Annotated in this window: 22 protein-coding genes; 14 read left to right on the top strand and 8 right to left on the bottom strand. The window is 66.1% G+C overall.

Annotation, left to right across the window (positions count from 1 at the left end; genetic code table 11):
* Window positions 1-287: 287 nt before the first annotated feature.
* The 3 genes from FAZ97_RS01080 to FAZ97_RS01070 all read left to right on the top strand — a co-directional run bounded on the left by FAZ97_RS01080 (window position 288) and on the right by FAZ97_RS01070 (window position 2,302).
* On the top strand, window positions 288-1,199 hold the full coding sequence (locus FAZ97_RS01080; RefSeq protein ID WP_158756793.1) for a biotin--[acetyl-CoA-carboxylase] ligase: 912 nt from the start codon (window positions 288-290) through the stop codon (window positions 1,197-1,199).
* Complete coding sequence (locus tag FAZ97_RS01075; RefSeq protein WP_158756792.1) at window positions 1,196-1,996, top strand: type III pantothenate kinase; 801 nt, start codon at window positions 1,196-1,198, stop codon at window positions 1,994-1,996. The genes FAZ97_RS01080 and FAZ97_RS01075 overlap by 4 nt, the downstream gene beginning before the upstream one ends.
* A 66-nt stretch (window positions 1,997-2,062) precedes the next feature.
* Window positions 2,063-2,302 (top strand): hypothetical protein, encoded by a 240-nt coding sequence (locus FAZ97_RS01070; RefSeq protein WP_158756791.1) that lies wholly within the window; start codon window positions 2,063-2,065, stop codon window positions 2,300-2,302.
* A gap of 120 nt (window positions 2,303-2,422) precedes the next feature.
* Here the strand turns inward: FAZ97_RS01070 and rfaE2 are convergent, their stop codons facing one another.
* The 7 genes from rfaE2 to FAZ97_RS01035 form a co-directional block, all read right to left on the bottom strand.
* Window positions 2,423-2,914, bottom strand: a complete 492-nt coding sequence (rfaE2, locus tag FAZ97_RS01065) for a D-glycero-beta-D-manno-heptose 1-phosphate adenylyltransferase (protein WP_158756790.1) — start codon at window positions 2,912-2,914, stop codon at window positions 2,423-2,425.
* Between the two features lie 142 nt (window positions 2,915-3,056).
* Window positions 3,057-3,926: a ferritin family protein gene (locus FAZ97_RS01060; RefSeq protein ID WP_042265644.1), complete on the bottom strand. Its 870-nt coding sequence runs from the start codon at window positions 3,924-3,926 to the stop codon at window positions 3,057-3,059.
* A gap of 485 nt (window positions 3,927-4,411) precedes the next feature.
* Window positions 4,412-5,617 carry a patatin-like phospholipase family protein gene (locus FAZ97_RS01055; RefSeq protein ID WP_158756789.1) on the bottom strand — a complete coding sequence of 402 codons (1,206 nt, stop codon included), beginning with the start codon at window positions 5,615-5,617 and terminating at the stop codon, window positions 4,412-4,414.
* A gap of 96 nt (window positions 5,618-5,713) precedes the next feature.
* Window positions 5,714-6,472 carry a PhaM family polyhydroxyalkanoate granule multifunctional regulatory protein gene (locus FAZ97_RS01050; RefSeq protein WP_233271603.1) on the bottom strand — a complete coding sequence of 253 codons (759 nt, stop codon included), beginning with the start codon at window positions 6,470-6,472 and terminating at the stop codon, window positions 5,714-5,716.
* A 119-nt stretch (window positions 6,473-6,591) separates the two neighbouring features.
* On the bottom strand, window positions 6,592-7,416 hold the full coding sequence (locus FAZ97_RS01045; protein WP_158756788.1) for an enoyl-CoA hydratase/isomerase family protein: 825 nt from the start codon (window positions 7,414-7,416) through the stop codon (window positions 6,592-6,594).
* A 59-nt stretch (window positions 7,417-7,475) separates the two neighbouring features.
* Window positions 7,476-8,606: an ABC transporter substrate-binding protein gene (locus FAZ97_RS01040; RefSeq protein WP_233271696.1), complete on the bottom strand. Its 1,131-nt coding sequence runs from the start codon at window positions 8,604-8,606 to the stop codon at window positions 7,476-7,478.
* 215 nt (window positions 8,607-8,821) lie between these two features.
* The gene (locus FAZ97_RS01035; RefSeq protein WP_158756787.1) at window positions 8,822-9,814 is read right to left on the bottom strand and encodes a fumarylacetoacetate hydrolase family protein; all 993 of its coding nucleotides are present in this window, start codon (window positions 9,812-9,814) and stop codon (window positions 8,822-8,824) included.
* Between the two features lie 14 nt (window positions 9,815-9,828).
* Here FAZ97_RS01035 and FAZ97_RS01030 point away from each other — a divergent pair, with 14 nt between their 5' ends.
* The 7 genes from FAZ97_RS01030 (at window position 9,829) to FAZ97_RS01000 (ending at window position 18,571) form a co-directional block, all read left to right on the top strand.
* On the top strand, window positions 9,829-10,848 hold the full coding sequence (locus tag FAZ97_RS01030) for an IclR family transcriptional regulator (RefSeq protein WP_407671783.1): 1,020 nt from the start codon (window positions 9,829-9,831) through the stop codon (window positions 10,846-10,848).
* Between the two features lie 108 nt (window positions 10,849-10,956).
* A complete protein-coding gene (locus FAZ97_RS01025; protein ID WP_158756785.1) occupies window positions 10,957-12,345 on the top strand; it encodes a DUF3108 domain-containing protein in 1,389 nt (462 codons plus the stop codon).
* A gap of 427 nt (window positions 12,346-12,772) precedes the next feature.
* A complete protein-coding gene (gene pcaD / locus FAZ97_RS01020) occupies window positions 12,773-13,561 on the top strand; it encodes a 3-oxoadipate enol-lactonase (protein ID WP_158756784.1) in 789 nt (262 codons plus the stop codon).
* Window positions 13,562-13,750: 189 nt separating this feature from the next.
* Window positions 13,751-14,008: a BTH_I0359 family protein gene (locus FAZ97_RS01015; RefSeq protein ID WP_158756783.1), complete on the top strand. Its 258-nt coding sequence runs from the start codon at window positions 13,751-13,753 to the stop codon at window positions 14,006-14,008.
* 214 nt (window positions 14,009-14,222) lie between these two features.
* On the top strand, window positions 14,223-15,293 hold the full coding sequence (locus FAZ97_RS01010) for a homocysteine S-methyltransferase family protein (protein ID WP_158756782.1): 1,071 nt from the start codon (window positions 14,223-14,225) through the stop codon (window positions 15,291-15,293).
* A 61-nt stretch (window positions 15,294-15,354) separates the two neighbouring features.
* On the top strand, window positions 15,355-18,072 hold the full coding sequence (gene metH, locus FAZ97_RS01005; RefSeq protein ID WP_158756781.1) for a methionine synthase: 2,718 nt from the start codon (window positions 15,355-15,357) through the stop codon (window positions 18,070-18,072).
* Between the two features lie 295 nt (window positions 18,073-18,367).
* Window positions 18,368-18,571 (top strand): acid-shock protein, encoded by a 204-nt coding sequence (locus FAZ97_RS01000; protein ID WP_158756780.1) that lies wholly within the window; start codon window positions 18,368-18,370, stop codon window positions 18,569-18,571.
* 169 nt (window positions 18,572-18,740) lie between these two features.
* Here FAZ97_RS01000 and FAZ97_RS00995 read toward each other — a convergent pair whose 3' ends face one another.
* Entirely contained in the window at window positions 18,741-19,067 is a 327-nt protein-coding gene (locus tag FAZ97_RS00995; protein ID WP_158756779.1) for a DUF1840 domain-containing protein, read from the bottom strand.
* Between the two features lie 356 nt (window positions 19,068-19,423).
* On the opposite strand from FAZ97_RS00995, the gene argS reads away from it, so the two are divergent.
* The 4 genes from argS to FAZ97_RS00975 all read left to right on the top strand — a co-directional run bounded on the left by argS (window position 19,424) and on the right by FAZ97_RS00975 (window position 23,751).
* Entirely contained in the window at window positions 19,424-21,208 is a 1,785-nt protein-coding gene (argS, locus tag FAZ97_RS00990; protein WP_158756778.1) for an arginine--tRNA ligase, read from the top strand.
* A gap of 79 nt (window positions 21,209-21,287) precedes the next feature.
* Window positions 21,288-22,142, top strand: a complete 855-nt coding sequence (locus FAZ97_RS00985; protein WP_158756777.1) for an SPOR domain-containing protein — start codon at window positions 21,288-21,290, stop codon at window positions 22,140-22,142.
* A gap of 167 nt (window positions 22,143-22,309) precedes the next feature.
* Entirely contained in the window at window positions 22,310-22,963 is a 654-nt protein-coding gene (locus FAZ97_RS00980; RefSeq protein ID WP_158756776.1) for a thiol:disulfide interchange protein DsbA/DsbL, read from the top strand.
* A gap of 11 nt (window positions 22,964-22,974) precedes the next feature.
* Window positions 22,975-23,751, top strand: a complete 777-nt coding sequence (locus tag FAZ97_RS00975; protein ID WP_158756775.1) for an SDR family oxidoreductase — start codon at window positions 22,975-22,977, stop codon at window positions 23,749-23,751.
* Window positions 23,752-23,945: the final 194 nt, after the last annotated feature.

The raw sequence follows: 23,945 nt of genomic DNA, 5'->3' as shown, positions 1-23,945 counted from the left end.
TCGTCGGTCCGAAAGCGCACGGCCGACACACTGACACGAGGCGAACTGTGGACAACACGCTGGATAACTTGTGGATTGCCTGTGGGCGGCCTGCGAATTGCCTAAAGATTAAGCAAATTACGCAGAAATCGGCGTTGCGATGGACGTCTTCGAACACCTTCGCTCCTGTGGATGATTCCGTGGATAACCTGTGGGCCAGCTGTGGGTGGCTTGTGGACACCGCACATTTCGGGCCGAAACCGGCGTCGCGTCATGCTGTTCACGCCCCAGCCACTACAATATGAGACATGAATGCGACGCCCCCCACCCCCGATACTCCGAGCGCCGGCGACTGGCGCATCGACCGCAACCGCGCGATCACGCTGTTCGGCCCGGCCGCGCATGACTGGCCCATCGAGATCGTCGAGGAAACCGGCTCGACCAACGCCGACCTCATGGCGCGCCTGAAGGCGCTGCCGCAAAAGCGCGACGCGCTCGCGCGCCCGATCGTGCGCGTGGCCTATCTGCAAACGGCCGGCCGTGGCCGGCGCGGCCGCACCTGGGTCGCACAGCCCGGCGACGCGCTGCTGTTCTCGATCGGCTGCGTGCTGCCGCGCCCGATTGAAGGGCTTGCGGGCTTGAGCCTCGCCATCGGCTCGGCGCTCGTGGACGGCCTGCGCACGCTGCCCGTGACCGCGCCGGGGCAAATCGCGCTCAAGTGGCCCAACGACGTGCTGCTCGAAGGCGACAAGCTGGTGGGGATCCTCGTGGAGACGGCCTGGACGACCGCCGACGCCACGGCGGTCGTGATCGGCATCGGCACGAACGTGCGCGGCGAAGACGCGCTCGCCGCCAAGGTCGAGGCGCTCAACGCCGCAGGCGGCAGCGCGGCGGTCGTGCCCGGCACGACGCCCACGGCGCTCTCGCGCGCATGGCCGAACGCCAACCTCACCGACACGCTGGCCGCCGAACTCAACGCGCTCGAAGCCGCGCTGCAACGCTTCGGCGCCGCGGGCTTTGCGCCCTTCCAGGCGCGCTGGAACGCGTGCCACGCCTACGCGGGCCGTGAGATCGCCATCTACGAGCAAGGCAAGGAACTGCTGCGCGGCACGGCGGCCGGCGTGGACGAGAGCGGCCAGCTCCTTGTCGATACGCCGAACGGGCGCGAAACCGTCACGGCCGGCGACGTGTCGCTGCGGCTCGCGGACGGCGGTGCATGAGCCGCGGCCCCTTCCTCCTGATTGACGCAGGCAACAGCCGGATCAAATGGGCGCTCGTCGCGCCGGACGGCTCGCGCCTGCACGCGGGCACGATGGATCACGTGCGCGACGACGGCGCGCAAGCCACGCCCGACGCTCGTAACACCGATTGCGAGGCATGGACGACTCTGCCCCGGCCCGCCGGCGCGTGGATCTCGAACGTCGCGGGCGCGGCGGTCGCAGAACGGCTCGACGCGCTAGTCGAGGCGCACTGGCCGGGCCTCGCGCGCCACGTCGTACGGGCCTGCACGCAGCAATGCGGCGTGACGAACAGCTATGCCACGCCCGACGCGCTCGGCAGCGACCGCTGGGCCGGCATGATCGGCGCACACGCGGCGTATCCGGGCGAACCGCTGCTGATCGCGACATTCGGCACGGCCACCACGCTCGAAGCCCTGCGCGCCGACGGCACATTCGTCGGCGGCATGATCGCGCCGGGCTTCACGCTCATGATGCGCTCGCTCGGCGAGCACACCGCGCAACTGCCCGTGGTCGCCGGCGGCATGGCGAATGCGAGCCACCCGGGCATTGCCTTCGCCACCGACACGCGTAGCTCGATCTCGGCGGGCTGTGCGCTCGCGCAGGCGGCGCTCGTCGAGCGCGCCTTGGCCGATTTACAGGACGCGTGGAGAATCCCGGTGCGGCTCGTGGTGAGCGGCGGCGCCGCGGCCGAAGTGACAGCGGCGCTCAAGGTGCCGCATACTCGCCACGACGCACTGGTGCTTTCGGGCCTGGCGCTGATCGCGGCGCAATGCTGAGCCACACGCCGTCGACGCGGCCCCGGCCCTGAAACTGAACGAACGATTTCGAAGGAGCTTCACACGATGCTGCGCTGGCTGATCGCCATTCTGATTCTCGCCAACGGGCTCGCTTTTGCGGCCATTGGCGGCGTGTTCGGCCCGACGCCCGCGTCGGGTACGCGCGAAACCCAGCACCTGAACCGGCAGATCCATCCCGAGCGGCTCGTGGTGAAGGCGATCCGCCCCTCCGAATCGGCCGACGTACCGACCGTCGGCGGCCCGGTGGCGGACCCCGCGGTACAGGCGTCGACCCTGTCGCAATAAGCGGCGCTCCAAACGCAACCGGCCGGAGGCCGGGCGCGCCCAAGCCTCGGGCAGCCCGGCCTCCGGCCGGTTTTGCATCGTCAGCCCGCACGCCTTGAACGCGCGGGCGAGCGCCAGAACTTACTTCGATCCTTCCTGGGCGCGCACTTTCTGCAGCAGCTTCGTCGTCGAGCGGTCGTGCTCGAAGGCGATCGCGAGCGCCCGCCCGCCCCAGCCGCGCACCAGCGCCGACTCGGGCAGCGCGTCCATGTCGTAGTCGCCGCCCTTCACGAGAATGTCCGGACGCACGGCCGCGATCAGCTCGACGGGCGTTTGCTCGCCGAACTGCACCACCCAGTCCACGCTTTCCAGCGCCGCGAGCAGCGCCATGCGGTCGTTCTCGTTGTTGATGGGACGGTCGTCGCCCTTGCCGAGCCGCTTCACCGACGCATCGCTATTCACGCCGACGATCAGCGTGGCGCCCAACGCCTTCGCATCGGCGAGATAGGTGACGTGCCCGCGATGCAGGATGTCGAAGACGCCATTGGTGAACACCACGGGGCCTGGCAGCGAGGCGCGCAGTTGCACGAGCGCATCGCGGGTCGTGATCTTGCGTTCGAAGGAAGCGGGCATGGAATGAGGCTCGGATAAGAAAATGGGCGTCGATCAAAAAGGGGAAGCCCACCAATGAAAACGGCCCGTCACGCCGAAAGCGCTACGGGCCGTCCCGATCGCGGCGCGCCGCGAGGCCGCGCACGCGAGATGTCCCGGCGCGTCAGGCCGGCTGCTGCGTGCCTTGCTCGGCCTGCAGACGCTGCACCACTTCCTTGCGATAGCGGTTCAGTTCCTGCGCCGTGCTGAACGTGCGCTCGAACAGGATCGAGAGGTTGTGCAGAATCCGCTCGATCACCTTCTTTTCCCAGCCGTCGTCGAAGCGGATCTGTTCGTCGAGCCAGCGCTCGAGCCATTCCGGGTCGGGCAGGCGCGACTGCACGGTGTCGCGCGGAAACAGCGCCTGGTTCACGTGCAGGTTCGTGGGGTGCAGCGGCTTTTCGGTGCGCCGCGCCGATGCCATGAGCACGCCGATCTTCGCGAACGCCGCGCGCGCGACGTCGCCGAAATTGTTGAGCGCCTTCTTCATGTAGCGCAGATACGCGCCGCCATGACGGGCTTCGTCGCGCGAAATCGTTTCGTAGATAGCCTTGATGACCGGCTCCGTGTGCCATTCGGCAGCGCGGCGATACCAGTGGTTCAGGCGGATTTCACCGCAGAAGTGCAGCATGAGCGTTTCGAGCGGCGGCGCCGGATCGAACTCGAAGCGCACGGCATGCAGTTCTTCTTCGGTCGGCACCATTTCCGGCTTGAAGCGGCGCAGGTATTCCATGAGCACGAGCGAATGCTTTTGCTCCTCGAAGAACCACACGCTCATGAACGCCGAAAAATCGCTGTCGTGGTGGTTGTCGCGCAGGAACATTTCCGTGGCCGGCAGCGCCGACCATTCGGTGATCGCGTTCATCTTGATGGTCGCGGCCTGCTCATCGGTGAGGAGCGACGCATCGAACTTGTCCCATGGAATGTCCTTTTCCATGTCCCATCGGACCGATTCGAGCGATTTGTAAAGTTCCGGATAAAGCATCGTGTTCATAGTCCCGCCCCTGATCTGCGCAAAACGCGCGCATGACGAATTCGTAGCGTGCCGCGTGCCCGCATAAAACGCGGTCGCGCAGGCAAAAGCATTTAATTTTACGCGGTATCCAGCCCTCTGGACGCAATCGCAGGCCGGCGAACGCAATACGCGTTGCCCCACGACAATCCAGCCAACCGGAATGAAGGCGCCGTCGTGGATTCTGGGTAGCTGCTCCGTGCCTCGAACCCGGCCGCCTGATACCGCTGATCACTACCGATACCCGCGAGGCGTGCGAACCATCGTCACGGGCCGATGCGACACAATGTCGCACTCTGGCACCCCGCGCTCGACGTCCTTTTGCCGCACCTTGCCGGCAGATTTTCCAATGGGCAAACATCCCGCCCGTCAAGGCCAAGGAACCTGTGCGGCGAAGCAACGCATCGCCGCCCGCAACTCCCACAAATGACCAGAAAAACCTTACACAATAATAGCATGCCGGTCTTTCAGTTCTGCCGCGCCCCCAAATCCGTGATCGCGCCGCCTGTCGGAGCTTTGAGCCAAGTCAAAAGAACATCGCCCTGCCTTAGCGTGTCGCGGTAACCCAATTCGATCAGTTCGCGCGTGAATTCGCGCTCGAACAGCAAATAGCTCGCGAATGCCGCGCCTGATGCGCGGTTGCCGCCCATCGCGCCCAGCAGCATGCGCACCGAGCGCGGCAACTGCTGCAAATGGCGCGCGGCGATCAGCTCGATGCGCTCGCTCGGCGCGATGGCAAGCACCTCGACATGCCGCCAGCCGCTTTCCGGCTCCACCGTGTGCGGCAGTTGCAGCACCATGCGGTTCACGTGCTCGATGCGCTCGATATCGGCGCCGAGCGCGTCGAGAAACACGCTGGCAAGCACCTGCTGGCCGATCTGCGCGAGCGTCGGATACGTGTCGATGTCGGCGCGCGCCGCGGGCACTTCCGGCGTAGGCGCGGCCGCGCCCAGCACGACGATGCGCTGCGCGCCGAAATGGATGGCGGGCGAGAGCGGCGCGATCTGCCGGATCGAGCCGTCGCCGAAATATTCGTGACGGCCGTCGAGTTCGAGGCGCACCGCCGGAAAAAGGAACGGAATCGCCGCCGATGCAAGCAGATGAGCCGGCGTGAGCGCGACCATGCGCGCCGTGCGCTGCGCGCGCCGCCATGCGGTGATCGGCTCGCACGCCTGGTAGAACGTCACATGCCGCCCCGACGAATAGCTGAGCGCCGTGACGGCGAGCGCATAAAGCAGCCGCTCGTCGAGCATCTGCTCGATGCGGTGGAAGCTGAGCGCGTGAGGGAGCATCCGCGCGAGCGGGGTGCTATCGAACAAGGTGCGCGGCGCGGCGCGCGCGCCCACGCTCGAGGCGGCCCAGCCGAACGCGAGCGCGGCGAGCCAGCGCGCGCCCGCGGCCGCGACGCCTGGCCAGTCGGTGCGATAGACCTGGCTTGCGCGCATGTCCGACCAGACCTCGACGAGGCGCGCCGCGCCCTGTGCGAACTGGTCGGCGTGACTCGCGATCGAGGTTGCGTTGATCGCGCCCGCAGAGGTGCCGCAGATGACCGTGAAGGGCATGGCGCGGCGCGCCGGCTCGGCCTGGCTGGCCAGTTCGGCGAGCGCGCGCAACGCGCCGGCCTGGTAGGCCGCACGCGCGCCGCCGCCCATCATCACGAGCGCAAGCCGCATGATGCCGACGCTCCCCGCTGTTGTGCAGCTGTTGTCCCGCAGTCGCCTTTCTGTTGCGTTACGCGGGATGGTTCTTCGTGACGTGCGGCGCGCGCCTTACTCGGGCTGCGCCGGCGCCTTCTTCGCGGCGCGCGGCGCGCTGCGGCCCGCGCCGCCGCTGTTGCCGTTGCCGTTGCCGTTGCCACCATTGGTACTGCTGCTGCGTTTGGCGGTGCTGCTGCGTTTAGCCGCCGCGGCTGCGGTCTTCGCCTGCGCCTCGCTCACCGCTTCGGCGGCGGCTTGCGCCGCCTCGGCCGCGGCCGCCGGCTGCGCCATCGCGAACTGCGCGAGCTGGTTGAACTGCGCCTGCACGAGATTCCACCACGAACCCGCATCGAAGCCCGGCGGCGCCGATGCCGCGCCCTCGGCCGCATCGCCGGCGCTCGCGCCTTCAGGCTCGGCGGCCCGCTCGCGCGAAGCGCCCGTTCTCGGCGGTTCGGATTCGGCGTGCGTCGGCGTCATCTGCGCCTGCGCGAACGCGCCGAACGCGCGCAGCGTGGAAAGCGTCGCGCGCTGCACTTCGAGCGCCTGGATGGCGGACTGCAGCATGCCGAGATTGAGCTTGAGCCACTGCTCGACGGCGCGCAGATCGGTGATGCGCTTGTCGAGTTCCTCGATGTTGGTGAGCGGCGTCATCATGTCGGACATCATCGAAAGCGACGGGCCGAAGGCTTGCGCCACGCCCGGTTCAGTACCCGGAAATGCGCCGCCGAACGGCGTGAGGCGCATCATCCCCCACATGCGGTCGAGCATTTCGGCGGGCGGAAAGCCGGGAAAGCCCGGGAACGGCGGCATGTTGCCTGCTGGGTCGGTCATGCGGATCTCCCTCGCATAGATAGGTGGTCAAATGCGCACGCGGCGGCGGCGCAAAACGATCTCTTCGATGATAGCGCGCGGAAAAGTAGAAATCGGCACAAAGCGCGAAGCAAAACGCGTCAGAACGGATCGCCGCCCGGAAAATCGGGCGCGCGCCGCTCGCGCAGCGACTGCACGCCTTCGCGCACGTCGGGGCCCGCGAAACCCATGAATTCGAGCGCGAGCGACGTGTCGAAGGTCGGCCCCGCCATGCGCAGCCAGTTGTTCAGCGCGTACTTGGTCCAGCGCACCGCGGTTTGCGAACCGTTCGCAAGACGCTTGGCCACTTCGAACGCCTTCGGCAGCAGGTCGTTGTCATCCACGGCGAGCGAGACGAGGCCGATGCGCTCCGCCTCCTCGCCGCTCACCGGCTCGCACAGCAGCAGGTAATACTTTGCCTTCGCCATGCCGCACAGCAGCGGCCACACGATCGCAGCATGATCGCCCGCCGCAACGCCGAGGCGCGTATGGCCGTCGATGATGCGCGCCGTTTTCGTCGCAATGGAAATATCGGCCAGCAGCCCCGCGACGAGCCCCGCGCCCACCGCCGGGCCATGCATGGCCGAGACGATCGGCTTGCCGCAGTTGATCACGTTGTAGACGAGGTCGCGCGCCTCGCGCCACACGCGCGCGCGCACGTCGAAATGCGTGGCCATGTCCTCGACGAGCTGCAGGTCGCCGCCCGCCGAAAAGCCCTTGCCCTCGCCGCGAATCACGGCGACGCGCGCGTCGGGATCGCGGTCCACGTCGCGCCAGATCTCAGCGAGTTCGCGATGCATATTCGCGTCGGCGGTCGCAAGGCCGCTCTTGTTCGCGCCCTCGCCGCTCATCACGATCTCGACGATGCCGTGCTCATGCCGTCGCACGCGCAGAGCCTGATAGTGGGCGTAAAAAGGATCGTTCATGGGCGGACCTCCTTTGCTTCGGAATACTGATTACGTGAATGCGATGGCAGTGCCGCTCATCAATGCGGCTGATACACCCACTTGCCGTCGCGGATCTCGACCATCACGCGCGCTCGCGCGTCGAGGCCGAGGTGATCGGTGGCGCTCATGTTGACGACGCCGTTGGTGTCATGCAGATCGTGCGTCGCTTCGAGCGCGTCGCGCAGCGCGTGGCGAAACGCGGGCGTGCCGGGCGCCGCCGCTTTGAGCGCAATGGGTATCGCGTTCTGGAGCAGGAGCCCCGCGTCCCACGTGTATGCGCCGAACGCCGACACCGTGCCCGCGCCGTTGCGTGCTTCGTAGCGCGAAATATAGTCGAGCGCGAGGCGCCGGCCTGGCGCGTCCTCGGGCAGTTGCGCGGCCACGAGCACCTGGCTCGCGGGCAGGAACGTGCCGTTGCAGTCGGCGCCGCACACGCGCAGGAAGTCGCGGTTGCCCACGCCGTGGTTGTGATAGATGACGCCCTTGTAGCCGCGCTCCTTGAGCGCCTTCGGCGGCAGCGCGGCGGGCGTGCCGGCCGCGCCCACCACGACGGCGTCGGGGTGGGCCGCCACGATCTTGAGCACCTGCCCCGTTACGCTCGGATCGGTGCGATTGAAGCGCTCGTTCGCGACGAGCTTGATGTTGCGCTGCTGCGCGGCTTTCGCGATCTCGGCATAGAACGTCTCGCCGAGCGCGTCGGCCTGACCGATATAGGCGAGCGTTTTCACGTTGTGCGCGGCGGCGTGCTCCATGATCGCACCGGCCATCATCGCGTCGGTTTGCGGCGTCTTGAACATCCAGTGGCGCTTGTCGTCGACGGGCTCGATGATCTTCGCCGAAGAAGCGAGCGAGATGGTGGGCGTCTCGCCCTGCGCGATCACGTCGAGCATCGCGAGCGAATTCGGCGTGATCGACGAGCCGATGATCGCATCGACATGCTGTTCGTCGATGAGCTTCTTCGTGTCCTGCACGGCCTGGGTCGTGTCGGAGGCGTCGTCGAGCACGATGTACTGGACTTTCTGGCCCGCGATCTCGGTGGGGAACATCGCGGCGGTGTCGCGCGCGGGAATGCCGAGCGAGGCGGCCGGGCCCGTGAGCGACAGCACGAGGCCGATCTTGACCTGCGCGAGCGCAAGCGTGGGTGCGCAGATACAGAACAGCAGGGCGATGCGTGCAGCAAGACGGCTGGGGCGAGAAGCGTTCACGATGTCTCCTTGTCGTTATGCGTTTTTTCTGCGTGCGGATGCTGCGTGCTTCTACGGCGCGTGCTTTTACTGCCCTTCCCCGACTTCTCTCAAAGAAAAAAGGGCGTTCGCCAGTGTAGCCGCACGCGTGGCGTGCGGCATCCGGCGAAACCCTTCAGCGCTTGCGTGTCGATTGTGCGTCACGGCTCGCCGTGGAGCGGCGCCACAGCCTGATCGATCGCACCGAAAATCGACTTGCCCGCTTCGTCGAGCATTTCGATCTTTACGCTGTCGCCGAACTTCATGAATTCGGTGCTCGCCTGTCCGCTTTCGATCATCTCGAGGCAGCGCTTCTCGGCGATGCAGCAGTAGCCGCGTTTGGCGTCCTTGTTCGAGACCGTGCCCGAACCCACGATGGCGCCCGCGCGCAGATTGCGCGTTTTCGCGGCATGCGCGATCAACTGGCCGAAGTGGAACACCATGTCCGTGCCCGCATCGGGCTGGCCGACCTTCTTGCCGTTCCAGTGGACGATGAGCGGCAGATGCACGCGCCCTTCGCGCCAGTGTCCACCGAGTTCGTCGGGCGTGACCATCACCGGCGCGAACGCGCTGGCCGGCTTGCTCTGGAAAAAGCCGAAGCCCTTCGCGAGTTCCGCGGGAATGAGGTTGCGCAGCGAAACGTCGTTCACGAGCGTGACGAGCCGCACGGCGCGCAGTGCTTCGTCGGGGCTCGCGCCCATCGGCACGTCGCCCGTCACGACGGCGACTTCGGCCTCGAAGTCGATGCCGAATGCCTCGGAGGCGCACACGATGTCGTCGCACGGCCCGATGAAGTCGTCGCTGCCGCCCTGGTACATGAGCGGGTCGGTCCAGAACTCGGCGGGCATTTCGGCGCCGCGCGCGCGACGCACGAGTTCGACGTGATTCACGTACGACGAGCCATCCGCCCATTGGTACGCACGCGGCAGCGGCGCCATGCAGTCGCGCGCGTCGAAGCTGAACGCGTTGCGCGCGCGCCCGTAGTTGAGCGCGTCGTACAGCTCGGCGAGCTGCGGCGCGTAGAAGCGCCAGTCGTCGAGCACGCGCTGCAGCGTGGGCGCGATCGCGTCGGCGATGGCGGCGCTGCGCAGGTCGCGGGAAACGACGATCAGTTGCCCGTCGCGGGTGCCGTCCTTCAGCGTGGCAAGTTTCATGGAATCAGACGTGAGTGACGATAAGGGAAATGTATTCTACGATGGTGAATCCGCGGGCCCCAAGCGGGTGCGCCGCATGCCCTCAGTTTCCGTACGGTTGCCGTACGTTCGAACACCACAACGCCTCCATGCCGCCTACCGTCCGATCCGCCTCGCCACGCGCGAGCGCCACAGACGCCACGAACGCCGAAGATCTCGCCGACGCCCTCGACACCGCCGAAGGCCCGGAAGGCCCCGAAGCCGGCGAAGAAAAGCTGCGCTCGGGCATCCAGTCGATCGAAGTGGGCTTTCGCCTACTCGAAGTGCTGACCGGCGAGCCGCGCGCCATGATGCTGCGCGACCTCGCGCAGCGTGCGGGCATGAGCCCGGCGAAGGCGCATCGCTATCTCGTGAGCTTCATGCGCCTCGGCGTGGTTGCGCAGGACCCGCTCTCGGGCCGCTACGAACTGGGCGGCTTCGCCTTGCAGCTCGGCCTCGCGCGTCTGGCGCGCGTGGACGGCGTCAAACTCGCGCGCATCGCGCTCACCGAGTTACGCGACGCGCTCGACATCACCGTGGGCATCGCCGTGTGGGGCAACCAGGGGCCGACCGTCGTGCACTGGCTCGAATCGAGCCATCCGGCAAAAGCGTCGCTCAAGCTCGGCGACGTCATGCCGATGCTCAGTTCCGCCACGGGCCTGCTGTTCGCCGCCTACCTGCCGCGCAGCAAGACCGCCCCGATGATCGAGCGCGAACTCGCTGGCGCGCAGCACTACTCATACGGCTCCACGCCGCGTACGGCAGAGGCGCTCGAACGCGCGCTCGCGCAGGTGCGCGAGCATGGCGCCGCCCGCGTGGAAGGCATGCTGCTGCCGACCATCCACGCGTTCTGCACGCCCGTGTTCGACGCGAGCGGCGAACTCGCGCTCGGGCTCATCGCGCTCGGTCACGAAGGCGCGTTCGATATCGACTGGAACGGCGCCGTGGACACCGCCTTGCGAGCGTGCGCCGAAAAACTGTCATACGAATTGGGGTACAGTCCGACGCCGCGCTGAGCGCCTTGTGCGTGGGGCGTGGGTCGAGGCGTGCCGTCTGGCTTTCTGCGCGACCCCAGCCGGTTGTGTCACAGTAACGTCCGACAGATTCCGACTCACGAACCGCCGATGTCCACCCCCGCCGCCCCGCGCGAGGCACGCCGCCTCGACACCGACTCACGCAGCTCACAGCGCTCGCGCGCGTGGCGCTGGGTCGGGGTGTTCGTCGCGGTCACGGCGCTCCATTGGCTCGCGGCCGAATGGTTCGAGCGGCATCACGGCGCGCCGCCACCGGTCGCGCACGTGCGCGTACCCGTGCAGGTGGCGCTCCTCAAACCCGAGCGCATCGAACGCGCGGCGCGGCCCGCGGGCCCGGCGGCGGCGCCCGCGCATGCCGCGCCCAAACCCGCGCCGAAGCCCGCCGAGCCGCATACGCTGCATGCTGTCGCGCCGCCCCAGCCGCACCCGAAAGCGCCCGCTTCGCCGCCGGATGCCCAAGCGGCGTCCGCGCCTGCGGCCGCTTCGGAAACCCGCGCGAGCGCCGACGGCTCGGGCGACAAAAACGGCACGGCAAGCGCCGCGCCCGGCAACGGCAAGCAGCCTTCGGCACAAGCCGCGCAAGCGTCGCATGGGTTGAAGTTTTCGGTGCCTCCGTCGGGCGAACTGCAATACGACACGTTCTATAACGGCGTGCGCAATCAGCCCGGCACGATCCACTGGTCAAGCGACGGTCAGCGCTACGAGATGGTCGTGCGCGTGCCCCTGCCCTTCGTCGGCGAGTTCAGCTGGACGAGCAAGGGCCGCGTGGACGCCTTCGGCCTCGCGCCCGATCAGTACATCGAAAAGCGCGGCCATCGTCCATCCGACGTGACGATTTTCAACCGCGCCGACAAGCAGATCGTGTTCACGCGCACGCCCAACTCCCTCGCGCTGACCGACGGCGCGCAGGACCGCTTCAGCATGGTGATGCAGCTCGCGAGCCTCGTGCGCGGCGACCCCGACGCGTACAAGCCGGGCGTCACGCGCGAGTTCTATGTCGCGGACAACGACAGCGGCGAGACCTGGCCCATCACCACGATCGGCGACGAAACCGTGAGCACGGATCATGGCTACGTCACGGCGCGCCACTTCATGCGCCTGCCGCGCCGCGAGGGCGACAAGCGGCGTATCGACGTGTGGCTCGCGCCAACGCTCGGCTGGCTGCCCGTGCGCCTCGTACAGACCGAGCCCAATGGCAACCAGTTCGAACTGGTATGGCGTGGCGCGCTTACGGTGCCGAGCGCCGCGAACGCACCCGCGCCGACACCCGAGCCCTCAACGGCGGCGACCACCACGACGCCCAACGCGACACCCGACACAACATCGGCACAATCCGCAACGCCGGAGACGGCGCCGCAACCGGCACCACCCGCCACACCCGCCACACCCGCCAATACGCAGACAGAATCACCGCCGCTACCGTCCGTGGATGACGAACCCTCGCTTACCTCGCCGGGCGCAGCGCCCGAGCATCCCTGAGCGCGCCACCGCACGCAAGGACACGCATCGCTCGATCCAGACGACCTGCTTCACGACACAAAATCGTGAAATAGCGCATACTGGAATCGAGCCATGCGTCAAGGATCGCAAGGCGTCGCGCGCAGCATGAAGGGCCCAGAACAAGCAGACGAAACACGGCAACACGCCACCGCGCGCGCATAGCGAATCAGCGAACGGACCAGCACCAACAAACCGGTACAACGCTGCAAAAGACGGACCCATTCAGACCCAATCGGCACAACACAATAAACAGCGCAGCAAACAGGGACGCGACACACAAGCTAACGAACATCGCATCGCGCATCGTCCGCGTGCCCCAGGCGCGCGGATTGCTCCACCAGCATCGCGTGCATGCAGTACCTCGCAAACGGCTTGACTCCCAGCCTGGAAGGCGAAGGAGGAACCCATGCAAGTGACTGTCAACGGCATCGATACGCACTATGTCTTCGACGACAGGAGCGGTGGGCCCGCGCTGGCGTTCATTCATCAACTGGGCGGCGACCTTGGCGTGTGGGACACGCTCGCCGGACATTTCCGCCATCGTCACAGCGTGCTGCGCTACGACGTGCGCGGGCATGGCTCAAGCGCGGTTGCAAACGAACCCTTCGGCTTCGAGGATCTCGCTGCCGACCTCGACGCGCTTTTCGACGCAACCGGCATCGAGCATGCCCATCTCGTTGGCATGTCGATGGGAGGCATGATCGCGCAGCAGTTCGCGCTCGATTACCCCGAACGCGTGAGCACACTCACGCTTTGCGACACGGCCAGTCATACGCCGCCACAAGCGCGCGACACCTGGAACGAACGCGCCGCCACCGTGCGCAGCGACGGTCTCGGAGCGGTCGTCGACGCGACGATGGCACGCTGGTTCACCGCTGACTTCCGGCATACGCATAAGCCAACTGTCGAGCAAATTTGTGACGTTTTATTACGGACCCCTGCAGAAGGCTACGCAATGGCCTGCGAGGCGCTACGTGATTTCGACGTGGAAAAGAGGCTCGCGCAACTGCGCGTGCCGACGCTGGCCGTGGCGGGCCGCCATGACAGCGGCACGCCGATGACCCTGACGCAAGCGCTTGCAAGAGCGATAGAAGGGTCGCATTTCGTGGTGCTCGATGCCGCGCATCTGGCCCCGGTAGAGGAATCGCACCGTTTTACCGCGTTGCTCGAAACGTTTCTCAAGCAGTTGGTCTAAGTAGTTCGAAGTAATCGCTCGAAGCAAATGCATCATGGCAGTGGCAGCAGACGCAGTTGAGCAGTGAAGTATAAAAAGGGAGAGCAGTCCACATAAGAGGTGATGCGGGACCCACCCCTTGAATTCCAGAACGAACGCTCCACGTATTGACCGAGAAGGTCAGGGAGCACAGGAAAAAGGAGTGTCGCCATGCAAATGATCTACAACAGTCCCAACTATTGCGTCGTCGAGTTCCCACCGCAGGACGGCCACAGCGCCATGCGCGCAGGCGGCTACGAGATCGTCGACAAAAACGCGCGCCGCGAGATCTTCATCGACGGCGTGATGGCGGCACGTTTTCGCGAAGACGTGCAAAAGCTGATGGACGCAGACCAGTCACTCGACGAAGTCGACGAATTCCTCGGACAGTTCGACAGCCTCATGCAGCAACCCGTCGTGCTTCACTGACGCTAGCGCACCCCGCGGCACTCAACGCGCAGCGTCCTTCACACGAAACCCCGCCTGGCTTGCCTGGCGGGGTTTTCTTTTGGCCGCTTCTTTTGCCCTTCCACGCGAGCCGCCGCGGTTGCTCGCGCGCGACGCCGCGGGCAGCGGCCTGTTGCCGCAGCGGCTACAATGTGGGGTTTCCCAGTTCAACCGGCTCCATGCCCGCCCGCGATCCATGAACCAGCCCGCAGCCCTTGCCTCGCGCCCCGCCGGGGACGCCAAATACACGCGTGGCGCAGCGCTTCCCGCGCTGCTCGCCTCGCGTATCGTGATCCTCGACGGCGCGATGGGTACGATGATCCAGCGCTACAAGCTCGACGAAGCGGCCTACCGGGGCGAGCGCTTCAAGGACTACCCGCGCGATATCAAGGGCAACAACGAACTGCTCTCGCTCACGCAGCCGCAGATCATCAGCGAGATTCACGAGCAGTACCTCGCGGCGGGCGCGGACATCATCGAGACCAACACGTTCGGCGCGACCACGGTGGCCCAGGACGACTATGGCATGGGCGAGCTCGCCATCGAGATGAACATCGAGTCGGCAAAGCTCGCGCGCGCCGCGTGCGCGAAGTATTCGACGCCGGACAAGCCGCGCTTCGCCGCGGGCGCAATCGGGCCGACGCCGAAAACGGCGAGCATCTCGCCCGACGTGAACGATCCGGGCGCGCGCAACGTCACGTTCGAAGAGCTTCGCCGCGCGTACTACGAGCAGGCGAAGGCGCTCATGGACGGCGGCTGCGACCTCTTCCTCGTCGAGACGATCTTCGACACGCTCAACGCCAAGGCCGCGCTCTTCGCGCTCGACCAGCTCTTCGAAGACACGGGCGAGAATCTGCCGATCATGATTTCGGGCACCGTCACCGACGCCTCGGGCCGCATTCTCTCGGGCCAGACCGTCGAGGCGTTCTGGAACTCGCTGCGCCATGCGAAGCCGCTCACGTTCGGCCTGAACTGCGCGCTGGGCGCGGCGCTCATGCGCCCGTACATCGCCGAGCTGGCGAAGCTGTGCGACACGTATGTTTCGTGCTATCCGAACGCGGGCCTGCCCAATCCGATGAGCGACACGGGCTTCGACGAAACGCCCGCCGATACCTCCGGACTGCTCAAGGAATTCGCGAGCGCCGGTCTCGTGAATGTGGCGGGCGGCTGCTGCGGCACGACGCCCGAGCACATCGCGGCCATCGCGAAGGCGCTCGCCGAAATCAAGCCGCGCCGCTGGCCCGGCCAATACCGCGACGCTGCCTGATAACCCGTTCGACCGCTGCTCCCGAGTCCCGCTCCAACTACATACGATCCGGTCCCAAGCCATGACTGACCATACCCTGCGCCTTTCCGGCCTCGAACCCTTCAACGTGACCGAAGGCACGCTGTTCATCAACGTGGGCGAGCGCACCAACGTGACGGGCTCGAAGGCGTTCGCGCGGATGATCCTGAACGGCCAGTTCGACGAGGCGCTCGCAGTGGCGCGCCAGCAGGTCGAAAACGGCGCGCAGGTCATCGACGTCAACATGGACGAAGCCATGCTCGACTCGAAGGCGGCGATGGTGCGCTTCATGAACCTCATCGCGTCCGAGCCCGACATCGCGCGCGTGCCGATCATGATCGACTCGTCGAAGTGGGATGTGATCGAAGCGGGCCTGCAGTGCGTGCAGGGCAAGGCCATCGTCAACTCGATCTCGCTCAAGGAAGGCAAGGAGCAGTTCGTGCATCACGCGAAGCTCATTCGCCGCTACGGCGCGGCGAGCGTGGTGATGGCGTTCGACGAGAAGGGGCAGGCCGACACGTTCGCGCGCAAGACCGAGATCTGCAAGCGCTCCTACGACATCCTCGTGAACGAAGTGGGCTTCCCGCCCGAGGACATCATCTTCGACCCGAACATCTTCGCGGTGGCGACGGGCATCGAGGAGCACAACAACTACGCGGTCGACTTCATCAACGCAACGCGCTGGATCAAGCAGAACCTGCCCTACGCGAAGATCAGCGGCGGCGTGTCGAACGTGTCGTTCTCGTTCCGCGGCAACGATCCGGTGCGCGAGGCGATCCACACCGTGTTCCTCTATCACGCCATTCAGGCGGGCATGGACATGGGCATCGTCAACGCGGGCCAGCTCGGCGTGTATGCCGATCTCGACGCCGAGTTGCGCGAGCGCGTGGAAGACGTGGTGCTCAACCGCCGCGACGACGCGACCGACCGCCTGCTGGAGATCGCCGACAAGTTCAAGACGGGTGCCGCGAAGAAGGAAGAGAACCTCGAGTGGCGCAACCAGCCTGTGGAAAAGCGTCTCGCGCATGCGCTCGTGCACGGCATCACGAACTTCATCGTCGAGGACACCGAAGAAGCGCGCGTGAAGATCATGGGCGACGGCGGCCGCCCGATCAACGTGATCGAAGGCCCGCTCATGGACGGCATGAACGTCGTCGGCGACCTCTTCGGCCAAGGCAAGATGTTCCTGCCGCAGGTGGTGAAGTCGGCGCGCGTGATGAAGCAGGCCGTGGCGCACCTGATTCCGTTCATCGAGGAAGAAAAACGCCTGCTCGCCGAATCGGGCGCCGACGTGCGCGCGAAGGGCAAGATCGTCATCGCGACCGTGAAGGGCGACGTGCACGACATCGGCAAGAACATCGTGTCGGTGGTGCTCCAGTGCAATAACTTCGAAGTGGTCAACATGGGCGTGATGGTCCCGTGCAACGAGATTCTCGCGAAGGCGAAAGTCGAAGGCGCGGATATCGTCGGCCTGTCGGGGCTCATTACGCCGTCGCTCGAGGAAATGGCTTACGTCGCGAGCGAAATGCAGCGCGACGACTACTTCCGCGTGAAGAAGATTCCGCTCCTCATCGGCGGTGCGACCACCTCGCGCGTGCATACCGCGGTGAAGATCGCGCCGCACTACGAAGGTCCGGTCGTGTACGTGCCCGATGCATCGCGCTCGGTTTCCGTTGCATCGAGCCTGCTTTCGGATGAAGGCGCGACGAAGTACATCGACGAACTCAAGACCGATTACGAGCGCATTCGCGAGCAGCACGCCAACAAGAAGGCGCAGCCGCTCGTGACGCTCGAAGAGGCGCGCGCCAACAAGACGAAGGTCGATTGGGCGAACTTCAAGCCGGTGAAGCCGAAGTTCATCGGCCGCCGCGTGTTCAAGAACTTCGACCTGAACGAACTCGCGAATTACATCGACTGGGGTCCGTTCTTCCAGACGTGGGATCTCGCCGGTCCCTATCCGCAGATCCTCAATGACGAGATCGTGGGCGAGTCGGCGCGCCGCGTGTTTTCCGACGCGAAGTCGATGCTCTCGCGCCTGATTCAGGGCCGCTGGCTGCAGGCCAACGGCGTGATCGCGCTGCTGCCCGCCAACACCGTCAACGACGACGACATCGAAATCTACACCGACGAGTCGCGCAGCGAAGTCGCGCTCACGTGGCGCAATCTGCGCCAGCAGTCGGTACGCCCCGTGGTGGACGGCGTGATGCGCCCGAACCGCTCGCTCGCCGATTTCATCGCGCCGAAGGACTCGGGCGTGGCCGACTATATCGGCATGTTCGCGGTCACGGCCGGCATTGGCGTCGACGTGAAGGAAGCGCAGTTCGAAAAGGACCACGACGACTACAGCGCGATCATGCTCAAGGCGCTCGCCGACCGCTTCGCTGAAGCCTTTGCCGAAGCGATGCACGCGCGCGTGCGCCGCGACCTGTGGGGCTATGCGGCCAGCGAAACGCTCGACAACGACGCGCTGATCGCCGAGAAGTACGCGGGCATTCGCCCGGCGCCTGGCTACCCTGCCTGCCCGGATCACCTCGTGAAGCGCGACATGTTCGACTTCCTGCAAGCGGGCGAAGTCAGCATGAGCGTGACGGAATCGCTCGCCATGCTGCCGGCCGCGAGCGTTTCGGGCTTCTACCTCGCGCACCCGGACAGCACTTACTTCTCGGTGGGCAAGATCGGCCAGGACCAGCTCGCCGACTACGCGCGCCGCATGTCGCTCTCCGAAGAAGACGCCCGCCGCGCGCTCGCGCCGCAGCTCTAAGTCCCCGCTTTAAGCCACCACTCTCCGACGTACGGCGCGCCGCTTCATGCGGCGCGCTTTCCCCCGCTTCACGACCCCCGCTCCTACCCCCGTTGTCACCGCCCGACATACGCGATCCGGCAAGGTGAAAATTACGCGCGCGCAATTTTTCGGCTTTGTAAGATGGCCCGGCAAGACCTCGCATGACCCGGCAACACCTGCATGACGCCCGGCCACACGCGGCATCGCCGCGCCGGCTCGATCATCAGCAAATCCTTAAAACGCAAAATCGAAGCAACCTCGACGGAGAAATCGTATGAAGAAGCTGATGTTGATGTTGACCGCCTTCGGCGTCGCGGCGCTTGCGCAGCCGTCGTTCGCCCAGCCGGCCGTGCCGGAGCAGGCGAGCCCGGCGACGTCGTATTCGGCGCCCACCGAAAAGCACGTGAAGAAGCCGAAGAAAAAGAAGATGAGCAAGTCAGCGGCTTCCGCTGCCGAGCCGGCGGCCGCCAGCCAGTAACGTGCGCCGAAGGTGAACAAAAGCAAAGAGCCCGCAGATTGCGGGCTCTTTGCTTTTGGAGCATGGGATCAGGCGGGGGCGCTCAGGCGCCCATCACAAGCTGGCCGGTGGGCGCATTGGACGCCGCACCATCTCGCGTTGCTACGCTCCGGGACATCGAACAGGAGGCTCAAATGCCCCAAAGCACGTCGTTGTCTTCCTTCTTCGCGGCGCGCAGCATATCGAGGAACGGAAAGGCGCGTTGCGCGAGGCCGACCGGCAGTTCGTGATGGACGTGGTCGTCCTCGCCTTCGTGAAAGTGGCCTTCCTGCTCGTGGCGCTCTTTTTTGTCCGTGGCGATTGCCGCTTCGAGCTTGTTGATGGCGGTATCGAGTTCGTCGTGGGTAATCACCCCGCGCGGGCCCAGCCGCTTGCCAATGATGCCGAGAAGGTATTGTGCGAGGTTCTCCAGCATCGTGACGTCGGGCGCCGCGTGGCATTTAAAAGTAACCAGCATGTCTGTTCCCTTTATGATTTTTTCGGATCTGCGCGCGACATTCAGGCCTGCGAAGCCAGACGGGCCAAGGCGGCCCCTATCGCGCTACCTCATTTCACATATTAGCACCTGCTAAAATCCGTCAGGACGGAATTACCCGCAGGGCGCGGCACCCGGTCGTTCTGGCGTCCAGTACATCGCCAAGCCGCCACGCCGCCTGCCGCAACGAGGCCGCCCGCGCATTGGCGCATGGTAGGCGGCCTGCCGCAAGGCTGACGCGCCCTCACCCGTATTCGGCGGTCCGCGCCGGCAGCCAGAGGCCAGATCCTCGAGCGCCGGCCCCGCATCCCATTACCCGCACAGGACCTGCAACCAGCATGCTGCCCGCACAGAAACACACCCTGGAGACCCTGCTCGCGCAAGCCGTAGCCCAGGTGGCGAAGGCCACCGAAGGCGCGAGCGAAGCCGCATTCGTCGTGCCCGCGATCACGCTCGAGCGCCCGAAGGTCGCCGCACACGGCGACGTCGCCTGTAACGTCGCGATGCAGCTCGCCAAGCCCATGCGCGCGAACCCGCGCCAGCTCGCCCAGCAGATCGTCGACGCCGTGCTCGCCCTGCCCGAGGCCGCAGGCCTCGTCGAGGCTGCAGAAGTGGCCGGCCCCGGCTTCATCAACCTGCGTCTCACCGCGAACGCGAAGCGCGCCGTGATCGGCGCCGTGTTCGAGCAGGGCGAGGCATTCGGCCGTTCGCAGCGCGAAGCCGGCCGGCACGTGCTCGTCGAATTCGTCTCGGCCAATCCCACCGGCCCGCTGCACGTGGGCCACGGCCGTCAGGCGGCGCTCGGCGACGCCATCTCGAACGTGCTCGCCTCGCAGGGCTACGACGTGCACCGCGAGTTCTACTACAACGACGCGGGCGTGCAGATCGGCAACCTCGCCGTCTCCACCCAGGCGCGCGCACGCGGCTTCAAGCCCGGCGACGCCGAGTGGCCCGAGGCCGCCTACAACGGCGAATACATCGCCGATATCGCGCGCGACTATCTCGCGGGCGAGACCGTCGCGGCCAAGGACGGCGAGCCCGTCACGGGCGAGAAGGACCCTGAGAACCTCGAAGCGATCCGCCGCTTCGCCGTGGCCTATCTGCGTCACGAACAGGATCTCGATTTGCAGGCGTTCGGCGTGAAGTTCGATCGCTACTACCTCGAGTCGTCGCTGTACACGGAAGGCCGCGTCGAGAAGACGGTCGAGGCGCTGGTCGCTTCGGGCGAGACCTACGAGCAGGAAGGCGCGCTGTGGCTCAAGACCACGGACTACGGCGACGACAAGGACCGCGTGATGCGCAAGTCCGACGGCACGTACACGTACTTCCTGCCCGACGTCGCCTACCACGTCACCAAGTGGGAACGCGGCTTCACGAAGGTCATCAACATCCAGGGCTCCGACCACCACGGCACCATTGCACGCGTGCGCGCGGGCCTGCAGGCGCTTGGCGTCGGCATTCCGAAGGGCTATCCCGACTACGTGCTGCACAAGATGGTGACGGTGATGCGCGATGGCCAGGAGGTGAAAATCTCCAAGCGCGCGGGCAGCTACGTCACGGTGCGCGACCTGATCGAGTGGTCGGGCGGCGCGAACCCCGGCAGCGAAGTGTCGCCTGACCTGCTCGACGAGGCGACCATCCGCCGCGGCCGCGACGCCGTGCGCTTTTTCCTCATCTCGCGCAAGGCCGACACGGAATTCGTGTTCGACATCGACCTCGCGCTGAAGGAAAACGACGAAAACCCGGTGTACTACGTGCAATACGCGCACGCGCGCATCTCGTCGATCCTCGGCGACTGGCAGGGCAAGTTCGGCGGCGATCTGGCCGCGCTGCCCAAGGTCGATCTCGCGCCGCTGTCGAGCGAGCGCGCGCTCGCGCTCATCGCGAAACTCGGCGAATTCCCCGACATGCTCACGCATGCCGCCAGCGAACTTGCGCCGCACGCGGTCGCGTTCTACCTGCGCGAACTCGCCGCTGAGTTTCACTCGTTCTACAATGCCGAACGCGTTCTCGTCGACGACATCGCCGAGCGCGACGCCCGCGTCGCCCTGCTTGCGGCCACGCGCCGGGTGCTCGCGAACGGCCTGGCCGTGATCGGCGTGTCCGCGCCGGAGCGCATGTAACGAGACGCGCGCGACCCGCGCACAGCAGCATGTTTGGGGCCGCCGCCTTGCGCGGACGGCCATTCCAGGATTCTCTTGTTTGCAGGTGATTCAGACGATGGCAAAACCGCGCCGCACTACAAAACAGCAGTCGAAGCAGTCCGGGGGAACCTTTCTCGGCATCGTGCTGGGCCTGATCGTCGGCCTTGCGATCGCGGTGGTGGTGGCGCTCTACATCACGCGCGCGCCCACGCCGTTCGTCTCGAAGGTCGCGCCGCCGGCCGCCTCCGACGTCAGCCAGAGCAACGAGCAGGTCGACCCGAACCGCGCGCTGCAGGGCAAGTCGCCGGGCCAGCCGGTGCCGCAAGCCGCGCAAAGCACGCCGCCCAACACGGCGCCGGGCCAGACCACGAACCAGTCGCAGTCCTCGGGCATGCTCGAAGAACCGCAGATCGTCGAAGTGCCGCCCTCGGGTTCGAACAACAACAGCGCCAACGGTGTGGCCGTCGCGCCGCAGCCGTCGACGGGTGAAACCGTCACGGGCGGCACGGCTATCGCGAAGAAGCCGCAGTCGGCCAGCAACTCGAACAACGCGAACAGCGCCACGAACCCGGCGCAGATCCTCGCGGGCAACCAGCCACAAAAGCCCGCCAACGCGGTGCCGACGCCTCCGGCCGCCAAGCCCGGCAGCGCCACGCCCGCACCGGGCGACGCCAACACGGGCTACTTCCTGCAGGTCGGTGCGTACAAGACTTCGGGCGACGCCGAGCAGCAGCGTGCTCGCCTCGCGTTCCAGGGGTTCGAATCGAAGGTGACGCAGCGCGACGCCGGCGGCGTGACGTACTATCGCGTGCGCATTGGTCCGTTCACGAAGTTCGACGACATGAACTCGACGCGTCAGCGCCTGTCCGATGCCGGTATCGATACCGCTGTCATCCGATTCACGAAGCAGTAATCGCCGTGCGCGCCGCGTATCCCGCGGCGCGACGCCCTAAACAAGCCATACCCGCGCAACACCCAGTCAACACCCACGCAGCACCCGCGCGCGAGCGCTTCGCGTGAGCGGCGTTCTGCGGCAAACAACCGGCGGCCGCCGGTCCAAGAACAGTGGATTCCTACGCCATGAAACGACTCCTCGGTACGCTTTTTCTCTCGCTTTCGCTGATCGCCGGCGTGGCCCACGCCTCCGCCGACGCCCCCGTGGCCGGCAAGGACTACACGGTCCTCAAGACGCCCCAGGCGCTCGACGTGCCCGCGGGCAAGATCGAGGTGATCGAGTTCTTCTGGTACGGCTGCCCGCACTGCAACGCCTTCGACCCGTATCTCGAATCGTGGATCAAGAAGCAAGGTCCGGATGTCGTGTTCAAGCGCGTGCCGGTGGCATTCCGTGACGATTTCATCCCGCATTCGAAGATGTACTACGCGCTCGACGCGCTCGGCCTCGCCCAGAAGCTCACGCCGGTCGTGTTCCATGAAATCCACGTGAACAAGAACTACCTGCTCACGCCGGAAGATCAGGCCAAGTTCCTCGCCACCCAGGGCGTCGATCCGAAGAAGTACATGGAAGCGTACAACTCGTTCTCGACGCAGAGCGCGCTGCAGCGTGACAAGGCCCTGCTCGATTCGTACAAGATCGACGGCGTGCCGACCATCGCGATCCAGGGCAAGTACGAAACCGGCCCGGCCATGGTCCAGGGTCCGGAAGACAAGGCGCTGCCGGGCACGCTGCAGGTGATGGACTTCATCGTCTCGCAGATCCGTTCGAAGAAGATGTAATGCACAGCGCCATGCAAGACGCGCCACTGAAGGTCTTCATCACCGGCGCGTCGAGCGGCATTGGCGCCGCGCTCGCCGCCGAATACGCGCGGCAGGGCGCCATTCTCGGGCTCGTCGCGCGCCGCGGCGAGGCCCTTGCCGGCTTCCGGCAGTCCCACCCCGATCGCTCCATCTCGATCTATCCCGCCGACGTGCGCGACGCCGATGCGCTCGCCGCCGCCGCGCGCGACTTCATCGCACAGCACGGCATGCCCGACATCGTCATCGCCAATGCGGGCGTGAGCCGCGGCGTGCTGACGGGCGAAGGCGACCTCGCCACGTTCCGCGACGTGATGGACACCAACTACTTCGGCATGGTCGCCACCTTCGAGCCGTTCGCCTCGGCGATGGCGAAAGCGAAGCGCGGCACGCTCGTGGGCATTGCGAGCGTGGCAGGCGTGCGCGGGCTGCCGGGCTCGGGTGCATACAGCGCCTCGAAGGCTGCGGCGCTCGCCTATCTCGAAGCGCTGCGCGTGGAAATGCGCCCGTTCGGCGTGCCCGTGGTCACGATCTCGCCGGGCTATATCCGCACGCCCATGACGGCGAAGAATCCGTACCGCATGCCCTTCCTGATGGACGCGGACCAGTTCGCGGCGAAGGCCGCGCAGGCCATCGCGCGCGGCACCGCGTTCGCGGTGTTCCCCTGGCCGATGCGCGTAGCCGCCACGATGCTGCGCGCACTGCCGCGCTGGGTCTACGACCGCCTCTTCGAAAAGGCGCCGCGCAAGCCGCGCGCAGCCAGCCACTGAAGCCCTCCCGCGTGGCGTGCGGACGCTCCCCGAAGCCGCGCGCCACGCCCGCATGCCATATGGGTATGTGGATTAAATTGTTGTCTCGGCAATATCCCTTCGATAAGCTTGCCTCGTCCGGGCGCCCTTCATAGCCTTCCCGCCTCTCCCGCATCGAACAAAGCCGCAAACAAAACGGGGCGCCGCCCGCCACC

Source organism: Paraburkholderia acidiphila (genome assembly GCF_009789655.1).
Classification (GTDB): Bacteria; Pseudomonadota; Gammaproteobacteria; order Burkholderiales; family Burkholderiaceae; genus Paraburkholderia; species Paraburkholderia acidiphila.
Note: the sequence above shows the minus strand (reverse complement) of the source record. Positions and strands in the feature narration are given on the sequence as shown.

What these genes read in the sequence shown, in the direction of transcription:
- FAZ97_RS01010 (WP_158756782.1), top strand. Translation starts at nt 14,223, where the DNA reads ATGAACCAGCCCGCAGCCCTTGCCTCGCGCCCCGCCGGGGACGCCAAA.
- FAZ97_RS01035 (WP_158756787.1), bottom strand. Translation starts at nt 9,814, where the DNA reads ATGAAACTTGCCACGCTGAAGGACGGCACCCGCGACGGGCAACTGATC.
- FAZ97_RS01060 (WP_042265644.1), bottom strand. Translation starts at nt 3,926, where the DNA reads ATGAACACGATGCTTTATCCGGAACTTTACAAATCGCTCGAATCGGTC.
- FAZ97_RS00975 (WP_158756775.1), top strand. Translation starts at nt 22,975, where the DNA reads ATGCAAGACGCGCCACTGAAGGTCTTCATCACCGGCGCGTCGAGCGGC.
- FAZ97_RS01075 (WP_158756792.1), top strand. Translation starts at nt 1,196, where the DNA reads ATGAGCCGCGGCCCCTTCCTCCTGATTGACGCAGGCAACAGCCGGATC.
- FAZ97_RS01080 (WP_158756793.1), top strand. Translation starts at nt 288, where the DNA reads ATGAATGCGACGCCCCCCACCCCCGATACTCCGAGCGCCGGCGACTGG.
- FAZ97_RS01050 (WP_233271603.1), bottom strand. Translation starts at nt 6,472, where the DNA reads ATGACCGACCCAGCAGGCAACATGCCGCCGTTCCCGGGCTTTCCCGGC.
- FAZ97_RS01025 (WP_158756785.1), top strand. Translation starts at nt 10,957, where the DNA reads ATGTCCACCCCCGCCGCCCCGCGCGAGGCACGCCGCCTCGACACCGAC.
- FAZ97_RS01055 (WP_158756789.1), bottom strand. Translation starts at nt 5,617, where the DNA reads ATGCGGCTTGCGCTCGTGATGATGGGCGGCGGCGCGCGTGCGGCCTAC.
- FAZ97_RS01045 (WP_158756788.1), bottom strand. Translation starts at nt 7,416, where the DNA reads ATGAACGATCCTTTTTACGCCCACTATCAGGCTCTGCGCGTGCGACGG.
- argS (WP_158756778.1), top strand. Translation starts at nt 19,424, where the DNA reads ATGCTGCCCGCACAGAAACACACCCTGGAGACCCTGCTCGCGCAAGCC.
- FAZ97_RS00995 (WP_158756779.1), bottom strand. Translation starts at nt 19,067, where the DNA reads ATGCTGGTTACTTTTAAATGCCACGCGGCGCCCGACGTCACGATGCTG.
- FAZ97_RS01015 (WP_158756783.1), top strand. Translation starts at nt 13,751, where the DNA reads ATGCAAATGATCTACAACAGTCCCAACTATTGCGTCGTCGAGTTCCCA.
- FAZ97_RS00980 (WP_158756776.1), top strand. Translation starts at nt 22,310, where the DNA reads ATGAAACGACTCCTCGGTACGCTTTTTCTCTCGCTTTCGCTGATCGCC.
- pcaD (WP_158756784.1), top strand. Translation starts at nt 12,773, where the DNA reads ATGCAAGTGACTGTCAACGGCATCGATACGCACTATGTCTTCGACGAC.
- metH (WP_158756781.1), top strand. Translation starts at nt 15,355, where the DNA reads ATGACTGACCATACCCTGCGCCTTTCCGGCCTCGAACCCTTCAACGTG.
- rfaE2 (WP_158756790.1), bottom strand. Translation starts at nt 2,914, where the DNA reads ATGCCCGCTTCCTTCGAACGCAAGATCACGACCCGCGATGCGCTCGTG.
- FAZ97_RS01070 (WP_158756791.1), top strand. Translation starts at nt 2,063, where the DNA reads ATGCTGCGCTGGCTGATCGCCATTCTGATTCTCGCCAACGGGCTCGCT.
- FAZ97_RS01000 (WP_158756780.1), top strand. Translation starts at nt 18,368, where the DNA reads ATGAAGAAGCTGATGTTGATGTTGACCGCCTTCGGCGTCGCGGCGCTT.